This window comes from Streptomyces sp. BV286, from assembly GCF_019090165.1.
Lineage (GTDB): Bacteria > Actinomycetota > Actinomycetes > Streptomycetales > Streptomycetaceae > Streptomyces.
Genome location: NZ_JAHRIB010000179.1, coordinates 19,240 through 33,118 on the forward strand (window position 1 = coordinate 19,240; position 13,879 = coordinate 33,118).

11 protein-coding genes and 2 tRNA genes are annotated in these 13,879 nt (G+C 70.0%); 3 read left to right on the forward strand and 10 right to left on the reverse strand.

Features of this window, described 5'->3' with window-relative positions; all coding sequences use genetic code 11:
• Positions 1 to 71 precede the first annotated feature (71 nt).
• Positions 72 to 1,034, forward strand: a complete 963-nt coding sequence (locus KUF83_RS34790; RefSeq protein ID WP_217459029.1) for a hypothetical protein — start codon at positions 72 to 74, stop codon at positions 1,032 to 1,034.
• Positions 1,035 to 1,120: 86 nt separating this feature from the next.
• Here the strand turns inward: KUF83_RS34790 and clpX are convergent, their stop codons facing one another.
• From clpX to KUF83_RS34815, 5 genes are all read right to left on the reverse strand, one after another.
• Complete coding sequence (clpX, locus tag KUF83_RS34795) at positions 1,121 to 2,407, reverse strand: ATP-dependent Clp protease ATP-binding subunit ClpX (protein WP_217459030.1); 1,287 nt, start codon at positions 2,405 to 2,407, stop codon at positions 1,121 to 1,123.
• Positions 2,408 to 2,567: 160 nt separating this feature from the next.
• Complete coding sequence (locus KUF83_RS34800; RefSeq protein WP_217459031.1) at positions 2,568 to 3,248, reverse strand: ATP-dependent Clp protease proteolytic subunit; 681 nt, start codon at positions 3,246 to 3,248, stop codon at positions 2,568 to 2,570.
• A 112-nt stretch (positions 3,249 to 3,360) separates the two neighbouring features.
• On the reverse strand, positions 3,361 to 3,966 hold the full coding sequence (locus tag KUF83_RS34805; protein ID WP_107016456.1) for an ATP-dependent Clp protease proteolytic subunit: 606 nt from the start codon (positions 3,964 to 3,966) through the stop codon (positions 3,361 to 3,363).
• A 447-nt stretch (positions 3,967 to 4,413) separates the two neighbouring features.
• Positions 4,414 to 5,841: a trigger factor gene (gene tig / locus KUF83_RS34810; protein WP_217459032.1), complete on the reverse strand. Its 1,428-nt coding sequence runs from the start codon at positions 5,839 to 5,841 to the stop codon at positions 4,414 to 4,416.
• Positions 5,842 to 6,029: 188 nt separating this feature from the next.
• Positions 6,030 to 6,106, reverse strand: a tRNA-Pro gene (locus tag KUF83_RS34815).
• A 153-nt stretch (positions 6,107 to 6,259) separates the two neighbouring features.
• On the opposite strand from KUF83_RS34815, the gene KUF83_RS34820 reads away from it, so the two are divergent.
• A tRNA-Gly gene (locus KUF83_RS34820) sits at positions 6,260 to 6,333 on the forward strand.
• 157 nt (positions 6,334 to 6,490) lie between these two features.
• On the opposite strand, the gene KUF83_RS34825 is transcribed toward KUF83_RS34820, so the two are convergent.
• Both KUF83_RS34825 and KUF83_RS34830 read right to left on the reverse strand, forming a co-directional pair.
• Positions 6,491 to 7,330 carry an alpha/beta hydrolase gene (locus tag KUF83_RS34825; protein WP_308403275.1) on the reverse strand — a complete coding sequence of 280 codons (840 nt, stop codon included), beginning with the start codon at positions 7,328 to 7,330 and terminating at the stop codon, positions 6,491 to 6,493.
• A gap of 519 nt (positions 7,331 to 7,849) precedes the next feature.
• Positions 7,850 to 8,044 (reverse strand): hypothetical protein, encoded by a 195-nt coding sequence (locus tag KUF83_RS34830; protein ID WP_055611884.1) that lies wholly within the window; start codon positions 8,042 to 8,044, stop codon positions 7,850 to 7,852.
• Positions 8,045 to 8,633: 589 nt separating this feature from the next.
• Between KUF83_RS34830 and KUF83_RS34835 the strand changes: the two genes are divergently transcribed.
• Positions 8,634 to 9,818 (forward strand): acyltransferase family protein, encoded by a 1,185-nt coding sequence (locus KUF83_RS34835; RefSeq protein WP_217459033.1) that lies wholly within the window; start codon positions 8,634 to 8,636, stop codon positions 9,816 to 9,818.
• A gap of 121 nt (positions 9,819 to 9,939) precedes the next feature.
• On the opposite strand, the gene KUF83_RS34840 is transcribed toward KUF83_RS34835, so the two are convergent.
• Genes KUF83_RS34840 through KUF83_RS34850 form a run of 3 tightly spaced genes read right to left on the reverse strand, consistent with a single transcriptional unit; the run spans position 9,940 to position 13,666 of the window.
• On the reverse strand, positions 9,940 to 10,419 hold the full coding sequence (locus KUF83_RS34840) for an HD domain-containing protein (RefSeq protein ID WP_217459034.1): 480 nt from the start codon (positions 10,417 to 10,419) through the stop codon (positions 9,940 to 9,942).
• A complete protein-coding gene (locus KUF83_RS34845; RefSeq protein ID WP_217459035.1) occupies positions 10,416 to 12,854 on the reverse strand; it encodes an FtsX-like permease family protein in 2,439 nt (812 codons plus the stop codon). The genes KUF83_RS34840 and KUF83_RS34845 overlap by 4 nt, the downstream gene beginning before the upstream one ends.
• Entirely contained in the window at positions 12,854 to 13,666 is an 813-nt protein-coding gene (locus KUF83_RS34850; protein ID WP_217459075.1) for an ABC transporter ATP-binding protein, read from the reverse strand. The genes KUF83_RS34845 and KUF83_RS34850 overlap by 1 nt, the downstream gene beginning before the upstream one ends.
• Positions 13,667 to 13,879 lie beyond the last annotated feature (213 nt).

Sequence of the window (13,879 nt, forward strand, 5' to 3'; positions counted from 1 at the left end):
CGATGCTCCGGCCGCCGGTCCCTTGGGTGAGGATGTTCGGAACACATAAGCATCTGGAGGGGAACCCAGGAATGAGCTACAACCAGCCGGGCCCGTACGGCGGGCAGCCCCAGCAGCCCGGACCGTACGGTCAGCCGGGTCCTTACGGCCAGCAGCCGCAGGCCCCCCAGCCCGGCTACGGCTACCCGCAGCAGGCGCCCGGGCAGCAGCCGGGTTACGGGTACCCGCAGCAGACCCCTCCCGGGGTTCCTCCGCAGCAGCCCGGCTACGGCCAGCAGCCGCCGTACGGCCAGCAGCCCCCCGGCGCCCCGTACGGTGCGCCGATGCCGCCGGCTCCCGGCGGAGGCAAGAAGAAGACCGGCCTCATCATCGGCGCGGTGGCGGTCGTGGCCGCTGTCGCCGTCGGCGCGTACTTCGTCGTCGGCAGCGGCAGCAGCGGCTCCTCGGACGTCGCGGACGACGGCCCGCACAAGCTGACGACTCCGGCGACGGTGCTCGGCGGTGACTACAAGAAGAGCGACGAGGCCAACGGTGACGGCTTCGACGCAAGCGATGTCAAGAAGGCCGAGAAGCACGGCGTCAAGGGCGCCAAGGACGTCAACGCGGGCTACCAGGCCGGGGACAAGGACAATCCGCTGTCGCAGCAGATGGTCCAGTTCATGGGCGTCTACGGCGAGATCGAGGACCCGGAGAAGGTCGTCGACGCCATGTTCGCCGACCTGAAGAAGGAAGCCACGAAGGAACCGGACGGCGGCCGGCTCGTCGGCAGTCCGAAGAGCTACGAGCCCAGCGGCCTGGACGGCGCGGTCCTCAAGTGCCAGGAAACCAAGATCACGAACGAGGACGCTTCGAGCGACGCGGCCGCCGGCCCGTCGTCGTTCAGCATGCCCGTGTGCATCTGGGGTGACCACAGCACCCTCGGCGTCATCATCAACATCGACATGGCGAGCGCCATGGCGGGCAAGGGCGCCGACCTCGGAGCGGCCGCCGACCTGACGGCCAAGTTCCGCAAGGAGGTCCGCGTCAAGATCTGACGCGCGCGTCCGGCTTGCGCAGCAACGGCGAAGGGGCCCCGGTCGGTTGACCGGGGCCCCTTCGCGTACTCGTGCGTGTGTGCCGCCTACGCGGTCTTCTGCTCGCCCGGGCCGCGGCCCCGCGCGTCGCGTGGGATCAGCGTCGGGTTCACGTTCGAGCGGACGACCTCCGAGGTGATGACGACGCGGGCCACGTCCTTGCGGGACGGGACCTCGTACATCACCGCCTGGAGGACCTCTTCCATGATGGCGCGCAGGCCGCGCGCGCCGGTCTGGCGGAGGATGGCCTGGTCGGCGATGGCTTCGAGGGCCTCGCGCTCGAAGTCCAGCTCCACGCCGTCGAGTTCGAACAGCTTCTGGTACTGCTTCACCAGCGCGTTGCGCGGCTCCACCAGGATCTGGAGGAGGGCCTCGCGGTCGAGGTTGTGGACCGACGTGATGACGGGCAGGCGGCCGATGAACTCGGGGATCATGCCGAACTTCACCAGGTCCTCGGGCATGACGTCCTCGAAGCGGTCCTTCGCCTCCAGCTCCTTCTTGGAGCGGATCGTCGCACCGAAGCCGATGCCCTTGGCGCCCGCGCGGGACTCGACGAGCTTCTCCAGGCCCGCGAAGGCACCGCCCACGATGAACAGGACGTTCGTCGTGTCGATCTGGATGAACTCCTGGTGCGGGTGCTTGCGCCCGCCCTGCGGCGGGACGGAGGCGGTGGTGCCCTCCAGGATCTTCAGCAGGGCCTGCTGGACGCCCTCGCCGGACACGTCACGCGTGATCGACGGGTTTTCGCTCTTACGGGCCACCTTGTCGATCTCGTCGATGTAGATGATGCCCGTCTCGGCCTTCTTGACGTCGTAGTCCGCCGCCTGGATCAGCTTCAGCAGGATGTTCTCGACGTCCTCGCCGACGTACCCCGCCTCCGTGAGCGCCGTCGCGTCGGCGATGGCGAACGGGACGTTCAGCATGCGGGCCAGGGTCTGGGCCAGCAGCGTCTTGCCGGAGCCCGTGGGGCCGAGCAGGAGGATGTTGGACTTCGCCAGCTCGATGGCGTCCTCGCGGTTCTGTCCCGTGCTGTTCTCGCCGGCCTGGACCCGCTTGTAGTGGTTGTACACCGCGACCGAGAGGGCCTTCTTGGCGGACTCCTGGCCTACGACGTACCCCTCGAGGAACTCGTAGATCTCACGAGGCTTGGGAAGTTCCTCCCAGCGGACCTCGCTCGTCTCCGCGAGCTCTTCCTCGATGATCTCGTTGCAGAGATCGATGCACTCGTCGCAGATGTACACACCAGGGCCTGCGATGAGCTTCTTGACCTGCTTCTGGCTCTTGCCACAGAACGAGCACTTGAGCAGATCGCCGCCGTCACCGATGCGTGCCACGGTGTGCTTCCCCTTCGCCTGGGAGACGCCTAGGTCCAGCGGCTCCTGGTGCTGCCTTATGTCCGACGGTACCTTGCCGGGCCCCCCGTTCGGGCCCCCCTTGGCGCGGTTCACTTTGTCGTGAACCGTGCCAAGGAGCGGCTGACGATACAGCGATGCGTCACGCGACCGATGCGTTGTTCATCTTCCGGGTGGAGATGATCTGGTCGATCAGGCCGTACTCGAGCGCGTCCTCGGCCGTGAGGATCTTGTCGCGCTCGATGTCCTCGCGGATCTTCTCGATCGGCGTCGTCGAGTGCTTGGCCAGCATGTCCTCCAGCTGACCGCGCATCCGGAGGATCTCGTTGGCGGCGATCTCGAGGTCCGAGACCTGGCCGCGGCCGGTCTCGCTGTAGGGCTGGTGGATCAGCACGCGCGCGTTCGGAAGTGCCATGCGCTTGCCCGGCGTTCCGGCTGCCAGCAGAATCGCGGCGGCCGACGCGGCCTGGCCCATGCAGACCGTCTGGACGTCCGGCTTCACGAACTGCATCGTGTCGTAGATCGCGGTGAGCGCCGTGAAGGAGCCGCCGGGGCTGTTGATGTAGACCGAGATGTCACGGTCGGGGTCCATCGACTCCAGGCACAGCAGCTGCGCCATGACGTCGTTGGCGGAGGCGTCGTCGATCTGCACGCCGAGGAAGATCACGCGCTCCTCGAAGAGCTTCGCGTACGGGTCGTACTCACGGACGCCCTGCGAGGTGCGCTCGACGAAGCGCGGGATGACGTAGCGGGACTCCGCGCGTGGGCCGGTGTACTCGGCCTCCGTGCGGGCGTAGAGGCCGCTGCCGGGGAAGTCGTTCACTGTGTCTCCTGGAAAGCCTGATAAGGGCTGAGGCGGTCGGCTGTGGGCTCGGAGGGGCTGGTGTCGGCCCACGCCCGGCGCCTGGAGGGGCGAACGGGCGCGGACCGCCGACCTACGCCGCTCCGGTGCCGCCGCCGCCCGGCATTCCGGCAGCGGTGGGCATGATGTCGTCGATGAGGCCGTACTCCTTGGCCTCGATCGGGTCGAACCAGCGGTCCCGGTCGGAGTCGCGGGTGACCTGCTCCACGGTCTGGCCGGTGTGGAACGAGGTCAGCTCCGCCATCCGCTTCTTGGTGTGCAGCAGCCGCTCGGCGTGGATCTTGATGTCCGACGCGGAGCCGGCGAGGCCGGCCGAGGGCTGGTGGATCAGGATCTCCGCGTTCGGCAGCGCGAAGCGCTTGCCCGGAGTACCCGCGCTCAGCAGGAACTGGCCCATGGAGGCCGCCATGCCCATCGCGATCGTCACGACGTCGTTCTTGATGTACTGCATGGTGTCGTAGATCGCCATGCCGGCGGTGATCGAGCCGCCGGGGCTGTTGATGTAGAGGTAGATGTCCTTCTCCGGGTCGGAGGCAAGGAGCAGCAACTGTGCGGTGATCTTGTTGGCGATGTCGTCGTCGACCGCCTGGCCGAGGAAGATGATCCGCTCGCCGAGCAGCCGGTTGTAGACCTGGTCGCCGAGGCCACCACCGATGGGGTCGCCGGCGGCTGTGGGCATCAGATTCGTCACGTATCCACCTGCTCGTCTTACGACGGCGCCGGGCCGTCTACACGTCTTCTGCTGGGGGCGTGGGACCCCGTGTGCGTGCCGTGTCGGACGGCTCCGGGGACTCCCCTGCCCTCGTACTCATGGACCCTAACGCGCGGGTCCCTCCGGGGAATCCCGGAGAAGGAACTGTTCGCTGTGAGCGCATGCGCTCCGCTGGGTTCAGCAGGGATTACGGGCTCAGCCCCCTCCCCTCCCAGCAGCGCGGGCCACTGCGCGGCCGGCCCTCGCCGGGCCGCAGTCGCGTCTGCCACGGATGGTGCGTCGGCGGGTGCGGCTTGTCGTGGGTTGCTCGCGCGGTTCCCCACGCCCCTTGAGGGCCCTGCGAGCCCCGGGGAAGGCCCGCGGGCCCCCAGGGCGTGTCCTGGGGGCCCGCAGTACGTCCTACTCGCGAGGCGGTCAGGCCTCGGTCTTCTCCTCGGAGGCGGCGGGGGCCTCGGTGGCCTCCGGGGCGTCCTCGGTCGCAGCGTCGGCCGAGCCCTCGGTGGAGGTCTCGGTGGAGGTCTCGTCCTCGTCCTCGTCGTCCAGGTCCACGAGCTCGCCGTTCGTGTCCTTGACGGTGGCGGCCTCGACGACCACGGCGAGGGCCTTTCCGCGGGCGACCTCGCCGACCAGCATCGGAACCTGGCCGCCTTCGACGACCTGCTGGGCGAACTGGTCGGGGGACATGTTGGAGGAGGCGGCCCGCCGCATGAGGTGCTCGGTGAGCTCCTCCTGGTTGACGTTCAGCTTCTCCTTGTTGACGAGCTCGTCCAGGACGAACTGCGTCTTGATGCCCTTGACCGCGGCTTCCTTGGTCTCGGCGTCGAACTCCTCGACCGTCTTGCCCTGGATCTCGAGGTACTTCTCGAGGTCGAGGCCCATCTGGCCGAGCTGGTGGTGCTCCAGGTTGTGCTTGCGGGTGTTGATCTCGTCCTCGAGGAGCTTCTCGGGGACGGGCACCTCGACGAGCTCCAGCAGCTTCTCCAGGACACGCTCCTGGGCCTGCGTGGCCTGGTCGTACTGCTTCATGTTCTCGAGACGCTTGCGGCTGTCCGCACGGAGCTCCTCGAGGGTGTCGAACTCCGACGCGAGCTGCGCGAAGTCGTCGTCCAGCTCGGGCAGTTCACGCTTGGCGACCTGGGTGACCTTGACGGAGACCTCGGCCTCCTTGCCGGCTGCCGAGCCGCCCTTGAGCTCGGAGGCGAAGGTGGCCTCGCCACCGGCCTCCACGCCCTTCACGGCGTCGTCGATGCCGTCCAGCAGCTCGCCGGAGCCGATGGTGTAGGAGACGCCGCTCGCGACGCCGTCCTCCAGGACCTCGCCGTCGACCTTGGCCTCCAGGTCGAGGGTGACGACGTCACCGTCCTCGGCGGCACGCTCGACGGGAGCGGTCGAGGCGAAGCGCTCACGCAGCTCCTCGACGGCCTTGTCGATGTCCTCTTCGCTGACCTCGACGGCGTCGACCTCGACCTCGATGCCGGAGTAGTCCGGGATCTCGATGGTCGGGCGGACGTCGACCTCGGCGGTGAAGTTCAGCGTCTCGCCGTCCTTCAGCTCCGTGATGTCGACCTCGGGCTGGCCGAGGACGTTCAGCTCGGCCTCGTTGACCGCGTCGGTGTAGAACTTCGGAAGCGCGTCGTTGACCGCTTCCTCAAGAACCGCACCGCGGCCGAACCGCTGGTCGATGACGCGCGCCGGAATCTTGCCCTTCCGGAACCCCTTCACCGTGACCTGCTGGTTGATCTTCTTGTACGCCGCGTCGAGGCTGTCCTTGAGCTCCTCGAAGGGCACCTCGATGCTGAGCCGAACCCGGGTCGGGTTCAGGGTCTCCACGGCGCTCTTCACGGTTCGGTCTCCTTGGGGGCTGACTTCTTCGGGTTCTGCTGACGTTCTCCGTCGGATACGGCGGAGCCTCAGCGGATTTGGCGGGCCCTTGAGGGACATGAAAATGCAGACACACGGGCGCGCAGTTTGCATACTAGCCGCAGGCGGTACACGCCCCAAAAGGTGATCTTGCCGGTGGTCCGGCACGGTGGTCGGGGTGGCGGGATTTGAACCCACGGCCTTCCGCTCCCAAAGCGGACGCGCTACCAAGCTGCGCCACACCCCGTCTGGTGCGACACGTAGGGTACATGCCCGCGGACAGTGCGGTGCCCGCATTTTCCCGGGGCGCCCCCGCCGTCCGGGCGGGGTGTGCGGCCAGGGGGCGCGACCCGCTACGATGCTTCAGTGCCGCGCGTCACTGACCTGCGGCGCACGCTGTGCGGGCGTAGCTCAATGGTAGAGCCCTAGTCTTCCAAACTAGCTACGCGGGTTCGATTCCCGTCGCCCGCTCCATATGACGTAGGGCCAGGTCAGAGGTTGGTTTCTCTGCCTGGCCCTCGTTGTTTCTCCGGGGCCTTCGACGTTTCCTCAGCGGCCTTCGACCGGGGCGCCGTCTCGTCCGCTCGCCTGTTCGTCCGCGCAGTCTCGGCCCCGGGCCGTCTCCGGGCGTTCAGTCGCCCAGGAACGTCAGCAGGGCGGCGAGGAGCCGGGCGGGGGCGTCCAGCGGGACGAGGTGGCCGGCGTCCGGGATCGTGCGCAGGCGTGCGCCGGGGATCAGGGAGGCCAGCTCCTCGCCCTTGGCGGGCGGGATCCAGGTGTCCTCCTCGCCCCAGCAGACGGTGACGGGCAGGTCCATCGTGGGGTACAGGGCCTGGATCTCGTCGGTGTGGCGTTGGTCTGCCTGGGAGATCTGGCGGTAGAACGCCGCCTGTCCGCTCTCGCCCGTCCAGGGCTCGACCAGCCCGGCCAGGACGTCGGGCCGCAGTCCGCGATGGCTCGCGGAGCTCACGTACTCACGGACCAGAGCCTCGTGCAGCGGGGCGGGCAGCCGCTCGAAGACGTCGGCGTGCCCGGCGACCAGCCGGAAGAAGGGCGATCCCCAGGGCGCCAGCGCAACCGGGTCGACCAGCGCGAGGCGCCGGTACCCGGCCTTGTGGAGCAGATGCGCGCGCAGCGAGACGCAGCCGCCGAAATCGTGTGCGATCACCGAAGGGCTCGTCAGTCCCCACACACCGAGGAGCTCGGCGAACACCTCGCCCTGTGCCTTCAGCGAGACGTCCTGGCCCTCGCTCTTGCCGGAGCGGCCGTAGCCGGGCATGTCCCAGACGTGGACCCGGTGCCCCTCCGCGGCCAGGGCCGGGGCGATCTCGTGCCACACGTAGGACGAGAACGGGGTGCCGTGCAGCAGCACCACCGGCGGGCCCTCCTCCGGTCCGAGGCGGTCCCACCGGAGTGTCCCGATCGGGCTCTCCCAGCTCTCACGCAGCTGCCAGGCGGGCTTCGCGTTCACGTCGGCGGGCTCCTTCGGGGAGAGGCGTACGTCGGTCGCAGGGGGCCCGCATCCACCGGAGGGGCCGGGCGGATTCCTCACGGCGGGCACGGGCGCCCGGGCTTACGAGGGCCGGGCTTACTGGCGGCCCGGCTCAAGAGGGGCGCGTACGCGTAAGGGCGTGCGGTGGCGGGGCGTTCGGCACCGGGGTGGAGGGGGGTCGGCCCGGCCCGGGCGGCGCTCCGGCTCTCCCGGGCGTGCGGTGCCGGGTGCGGGAGGCCGACCGCCCTGGTTCGCCGTCGAGTTCGGATTGTGCCGTCGGCCGAGGGGTACCCGTTTCGGCGACCGCGACCTGTTCGAGCGGGGGTACGGGGCTGTCGCACCGTGCCTTCGCCGGGCTTGCGGCGGTGGCGTGCCGGAACCGGGCGCGGGGCGGCCGTCGTGCACGAACCGGCCGTCGGGCGGCCGGACCGGGCGGTTCGGTCACCCCGTCCGCCGCTGCGCGCTCCGCTCCCACGGTCACCGGACCCGCGAACCCGCTCAGAACTGAATCGAGTTGATGGTCTCCGCCACCGAGTTGAGGAACCGTTGGATGTCGTCCGCCATGCCCGTGGAGGCGAGGAAGAAGCCGAAGAGCACGGCGACCACCGCCGGCCCTCCCTTGATCGACCCGCCTCGTATCAACACCACCAGGACGATTCCCAACAGAAGCACCACTGACAGCGAAATGGCCACAACTGATCACACCCTACGGTCGGTCCGCTCTCCCGGCCCGGAGGCGCAACCCCGCACGCCCCCGCCAGAACCATCGTGCCACCAACAGGCCCCCCGTATGCGGCGGGTGAGGCATCCATCGGCCGCCGACGCGAACGGCCTGGTCCCGCACGGCAATTCGAGTGGACCCTCTCACGAGAAATTAAGAGTGGTCGTTTCCATGTCCACCCAACCGTGCACACAACCTGTTCGCAGGTAATTCGAATTGTTGGCACAGGCACACCGGCGAACCTGAGGGCGGGTCACTAACAGGCCACTAAAGCCGACTCACCCGGACATTTCACCAGAGTCGCCCGCGGGTGTTATGCAACGTTTAGTCATGACGAATCCGGACGTAACCCCCGTACAGAGTGTGGCGATCGACATAGTCGTTGCCATGTCAACTTCGCCAAATCCTGGGTATGCGCGAAAGACAAGCAGGATTCACCTCAGGGGTTTTACGGAATCCCACAGACAACGCTAGGGTGCCTCAGATGTCCTACGCTGCCTCGTCCCCCGCATGTGCAGCGAGGTCGCGGATCGTCTCCCCCAGCTCCTGGTGGGAGGGTCTGTGACGAACTCGCTCCGTCCGCACGGCCATCACAGGGCTCCGCTCCCGCCGACCCAGTCGTCGGCGCCGGGAGTACCGAGCCCGCGACCATCCACGGCTCCGCACACACCGCAGGCGGGTGCCGCCACCGCCGGGCCGGACGCCAAGCCCGCCAAGCAGCGCGACGCGTTCTTCGACAACGCCAAGTACCTGGCGATCGTGTTCGTCGCCATGGGCCACGCCTGGGAACCGCTGACCGACCACAGCCGCGCCGCCGAGGCGCTCTACATGGTCGTCTACACCTTCCACATGCCGGCCTTCATCCTCATCTCCGGCTACTTCTCCCGCAGTTTCGACATGCGTCCCGACCGGCTGCGGCGGCTGGTCACGGGCATCGCGGTGCCGTACGTCCTCTTCGAGGTGGCGTACTCCCTCTTCAAGAAGTGGGCCGACGACGACCCCAGCCACCCGATCAGCCTGCTGGACCCCTGGTACCTCACCTGGTTCCTGGTCGCGCTGTTCGTGTGGCGGATGACCGTCCCGCTGTGGAAGGTCGTGCGCTGGCCCGTGCCGCTCGCGCTCGCCATCGCCGTCCTCGCCTCCGTCTCCCCCGACATCGGCGACGACCTGGACCTCCAGCGCGTCCTGCAGTTCCTGCCGTTCTTCGTGGTGGGCCTGTGCATGAAGCCCGAGCACTTCCAGCTGATGCGGCGCCGCGAGGTGCGGATCCTGTCGCTGCCGGTGCTCGCGGTCACGCTGGCCTTCGCGTACTGGGCCGGGCCGCGCATGAACTCGGCGTGGTTCTACCACCGTGACAGTGCCCAGGAACTGGGTGCGCCGTGGTGGGCCGGTGTCGTGATGACGCTCGCGATGTTCGGCTGCTCGATGGTGCTCACCTCGTGCTTCTTCGCCTGGGTGCCGCGCCGCAAGATGTGGTTCACCGTGCTCGGCGCGGGCACGCTGTACGGCTACCTGCTGCACGGCTTCCTCGCGAAGGGTTCCCGTTTCTGGGGCTGGTACGACGACTACGCCTGGCTGAACCAGCCGCTCGGCGAGATCTTCGTCTCCGTCTTCGCCGCGGCGGTCATCACCGCCCTGTGCACCCCGCCGGTGCAGCGCATGTTCCGCTTCGCGATGGAGCCGAAGATGGAGTGGGCGTTCAAGCGGGACGCCACCGAGCTCGCCCGCGAGCGGGCCAAGTCCTGACGGCTTGGCCCGGTCCGGGGCCCGGGGGCTTGCTGCGGGCTTGCGGTACGTGCCTGCCTGCGGGCAGGTGAGGGCTTGTCGCGCAGTTCCCCGTGCCCCTCAGGGGGCGCCCCTGAGGACGTCAGTCCTGGGGCAGGCCCAGGAGTTCGCGCATCGTCGCGTACTTCTGGGTCAGGCGTGCCCTCGTCGCTTCGTCCAGGGCCGCCAGCCGCACCGGGTCGGCGTTGTGGGCGAGGTCGGACTCCTTGACCAGCAGCGCGCCCTCGGTGGCCAGGACGCGCGCGGCATAGGCCTGCGGGGCTTCGCCCGCCTTCTTGGTGACGGCCAGCACGATGTCCTTCGTCCGCGCGGACAGCGCCGCCCCGCGCAGCCAGTCCTCGGAGAGCGCCTCGTCCTCGACCGAGTCGTGCAGCCAGGCGGCGGCGATCTGCTCCTCGTCGCCGCCGCGGGCCCGCACCCCGTCGGCCACGGCCCGCAGATGCTCGGCGTACGGGCGGCCCGCCTTGTCCGTCTGGGCGGCGTGCGCGTTGCGGGCCAGGGCCTCGACCTCCGTGAGGGTCAGCGCGGCGGTCTCGGGCGTTCGGCGCTCGTTGTCGGTCATGCGTCGAGTGTGCCCCGTATCGCCGCCCTCGCCGGTACGGTCGCCGCCGTCAGCCCAAGAACGACGACGGCCGCCACGAACGACCCGTACACCAGCGGGGGTACGTACGGTGCCTGGCCGGTCAGGCCCTTCATCATCGGGACGAGCGTGGCGAGCGCGATGGCCGTGCCGAGGGCGATACCGGCCAGGGTGACGAGCAGGGCCTCCCAGCGGATCATGCGCATCACCTGGCGGCGGGTGGACCCGATGAGCCGCAACGTGCCCAGCTCGCGGCGGCGGTCGAGCACCGTCATCACCAGGGTGTTGGCGGCGGCGACGGCCGCGAAACCGCCGAGGACGGCCGCCATGACGGTGTTGGCCCACTCGTTCAGTTCGAGGTCGAGCGACCGGGCGGCGGTGTAGTCGCCGCGGTCCACGACTGTGCCGACCTTCGCCAGGGCCTCGGCGCTCCCGCCCTTCGTCCAGACCTCGGTGGTGAAGGCGGAGGTGACATGGGCCGCCAGGTCCGCCCGGCCCATGGTGACCTGGGCCAGTCCCAGGCCACGCCCGTACGTGGCCACCACGCGCGGCGACGTCTTCGTACCGTCGGGCAGGCGCAGTTCGACGCGGTCGCCCACGCCGACGTCGGCGCTCCGGGCCAGTGAGGCGTCGAGCGCGACCTCGCCCCGCTTCAGGGACAGGGCGCCCTTCTCGACCTCGAGGTCCTGCACGCGGGCCAGGTCGCGGGGCGAACCCGTGACGCCCTGCGTGGAGGCCGAGTCGAGCATGCCGTTCCCCCGGAAGAGGACCTCGGTCCGCAACAGGCCCACAGCCGCAGTGACTTCGGGGGTGCGCGCGGCCTCTCGCACGGCGTCCGGGGCGAGACCGGCGTCGGACGTCACGATGTGGTCGGCCACGATGCCGTCCCGCTGCTGCTCCTGGACGGCCCGCTCCTCGCTGCTGTGCATGAAGACGAGGACGGACGAGAAGGCCATCGCGAGGACGATCGGGGTGATCGCGGAGGCCATCCGGCGGGCGTTCGTACGGGAGTTGGCGGCGGCGAGCGAGGCGGAGGCACCCGCCCCGCGCAGCGGGAGTCCGAACAGGGCGGCGCAGGCGCGTGCGACGAGCGGCCCCAGCAGTGCCACCGCCAGCATGAACAGCATGACGATGCCCAGTGCCGCGTTGGCCGCGTCCTCGCCGGTCAGCGAGGCGGACAGCCCCGCGCAGACGGTGCCCCCGACAGCTGCCGCGATGCCCAGCGGGGTACGGATCCAGCCCGGCCGCAACCGCTCCACGGACGCTTCGACGAGCGCCTGCCCCGGCTTGGTCCGGGCCGGGCGGCGGGCGGCCACGTATCCCGCGACCAGCGCCGCCAGCAGCACCGCACCGACGGCCGCGAGCAGCGGGATGTACGAGACGGACAGGCCGACGGCCTCCGGAATCGCTCCCTTGTCCCTGAGCTGTCCGAACCACCAGTGGGCCAGGGCGACTCCGGGCAGGCAGCCGACCAGGCCCGCGAGGGGCGCGACGAGCAGGGCCTCGGTGGCGACGGATCGGCGGACCTGGCGCGGCGTCGTACCGATGGCGCGCAGCAGGGCGAACTCGCGGGCGCGCTGGGCCACCGACAGGGCGACCGTGCCCATCGCGGTGAAGATGGCCACCGTCGCGGCGACGCCGCCGAAGGAGGCCCCGAGCGCGATGAGCATCTCCTTGGCCTCGGCGAGGGAGGAGTCCTCCACGGCCCCGCGGTCGTCACCGGTGTGCACCTCGGCGCGGTGTCCGAGGGCGCGCGCCACCTGGGACTTGAGGGTCGCGGCGGAGGTTCCGTCCGCCGGGAGGACGGCGATGGCGTCGATCCGGCCGGGGTGCCCGGAGATGCGTACGGCTTCGGTGTCGGCGAACCATGCGGTGGGCCGCCCCGCGCCGGTGAGGCCGGAGACGCGGAAGGAGCGGGGGCCGTCGGCGGTCGTCAGGGTGACGCGGTCGCCGACCGTGCCCTTCGTGAGGACGACCTCGCCCTCGCGGGGAGCCTGCCCCGCCGTCAGCCGCTCGCCCGTGAAGGCGGTGGAGCCCCAGCCGTGCGCGGTGACCGGGTCGCCCGCCCCCGTCCGGAGGGGGAAGGTCACGTCCGGCACCGCTGTCCGCGCGCCGGGCACCGAAGCGGCCTTCGCCACCAGCGAGCCGTCCAGCCGGGCCCGGTCCGGGACGGGCACGGGGTCGTCCTCGCGGTCCTCGCCGTGGCCGGTGACGAGGTGGGCGCGCTGGTCGGCGGCGGCGACCACGGGGGCGCCGGCGTAGCGGACGGGGGGAACGGAGGCGCGCAGGCCGGTCTCCAGGAGGATGCCGCAGGCCGAGACGATCAGGGCGGCCATGGCGAGCGCGACGAAGGTGCCGACGAAGGCGGCGGGCTTGAAGCGGACGGCGGCACGGGCGAGCCCGTTGGGCACGAACATCAGGCCGCCGCTCCCGAGAAGGAGGGGGCCGTCAGGGCGGTCATGCGGGCGGCGATCCGCTCGGCCGTGGCTCCTTCGAGGTGGTCGGTGATCGAGCCGTCGGCGAGGAAGAGCACGCGGTCGGCCCAGGCGGCGGCCGCCGGGTCGTGGGTGACCATGACGACGGTGGCGCCCAGGCCGTCCACGGCCCGCCGCAGCAGTCCCAGGACCTCGGCCGCGGTGGTCGTGTCGAGCGCTCCGGTGGGCTCGTCCGCGAAGACGACGTCGGGCCGGGTGACGAGGGCGCGGGCGATGGCGACACGCTGCTGCTGTCCGCCGGAGAGCTGGCCGGGGCGTCGCCGTCCCAGCCCGTCGAGGCCGACCTGGCGCAGGACGTCGGCCGCCCGTCGCCGGTCGGGCCGGTGGCCCGCGAGGCGCATCGGCAGGACGACGTTCTGCTCGACGGTCAGGGACGGCAGCAGGTTGAACGCCTGGAAGACGAACCCGAGGCGGGTACGCCGCAAGGCCGTCAGCTTGTTCTCGCTCATGCCCGTGATCTCGGTGCCGCCGAGCCTGACGGTCCCTCCGTTCGGCCGGTCCAGGCCGGCCGCGCACTGCAGGAACGTGGACTTGCCCGAGCCGGAGGGGCCCATGACGGCGGTGAAGCTGCCGCGCGGGAGGGCGAGGTCGATCCCCCGCAGGGCGTGTACGGCCGAGCCACCGCGCCCGTACTGGCGCCGCACGCCCCGCAGTTCGACGGCCCAGTCGCCCGCCGGACCGGTCGTGTCGTGCACGGCGTCCCGGTCCTCGTACCGCTTCCTGCGCAGCCCCATGGCCGGGTCCCGCCCTTCCGTCATCCGTCGTGCCGCTCTTCGCGGCGGCTCGCTGCCGATGCCTCGACGCTACGGAGCGGGGGCCGGCCACGGCCATGAGGACGACCTCCGGGTCCGGGTGGGGGAAACCCCACCCGACCACCTCCACAAGTCGTTTGGTAAACTAACTACTGACGCTTTCTTGACACTCTCTTGACCCACTCGACCAAGGAG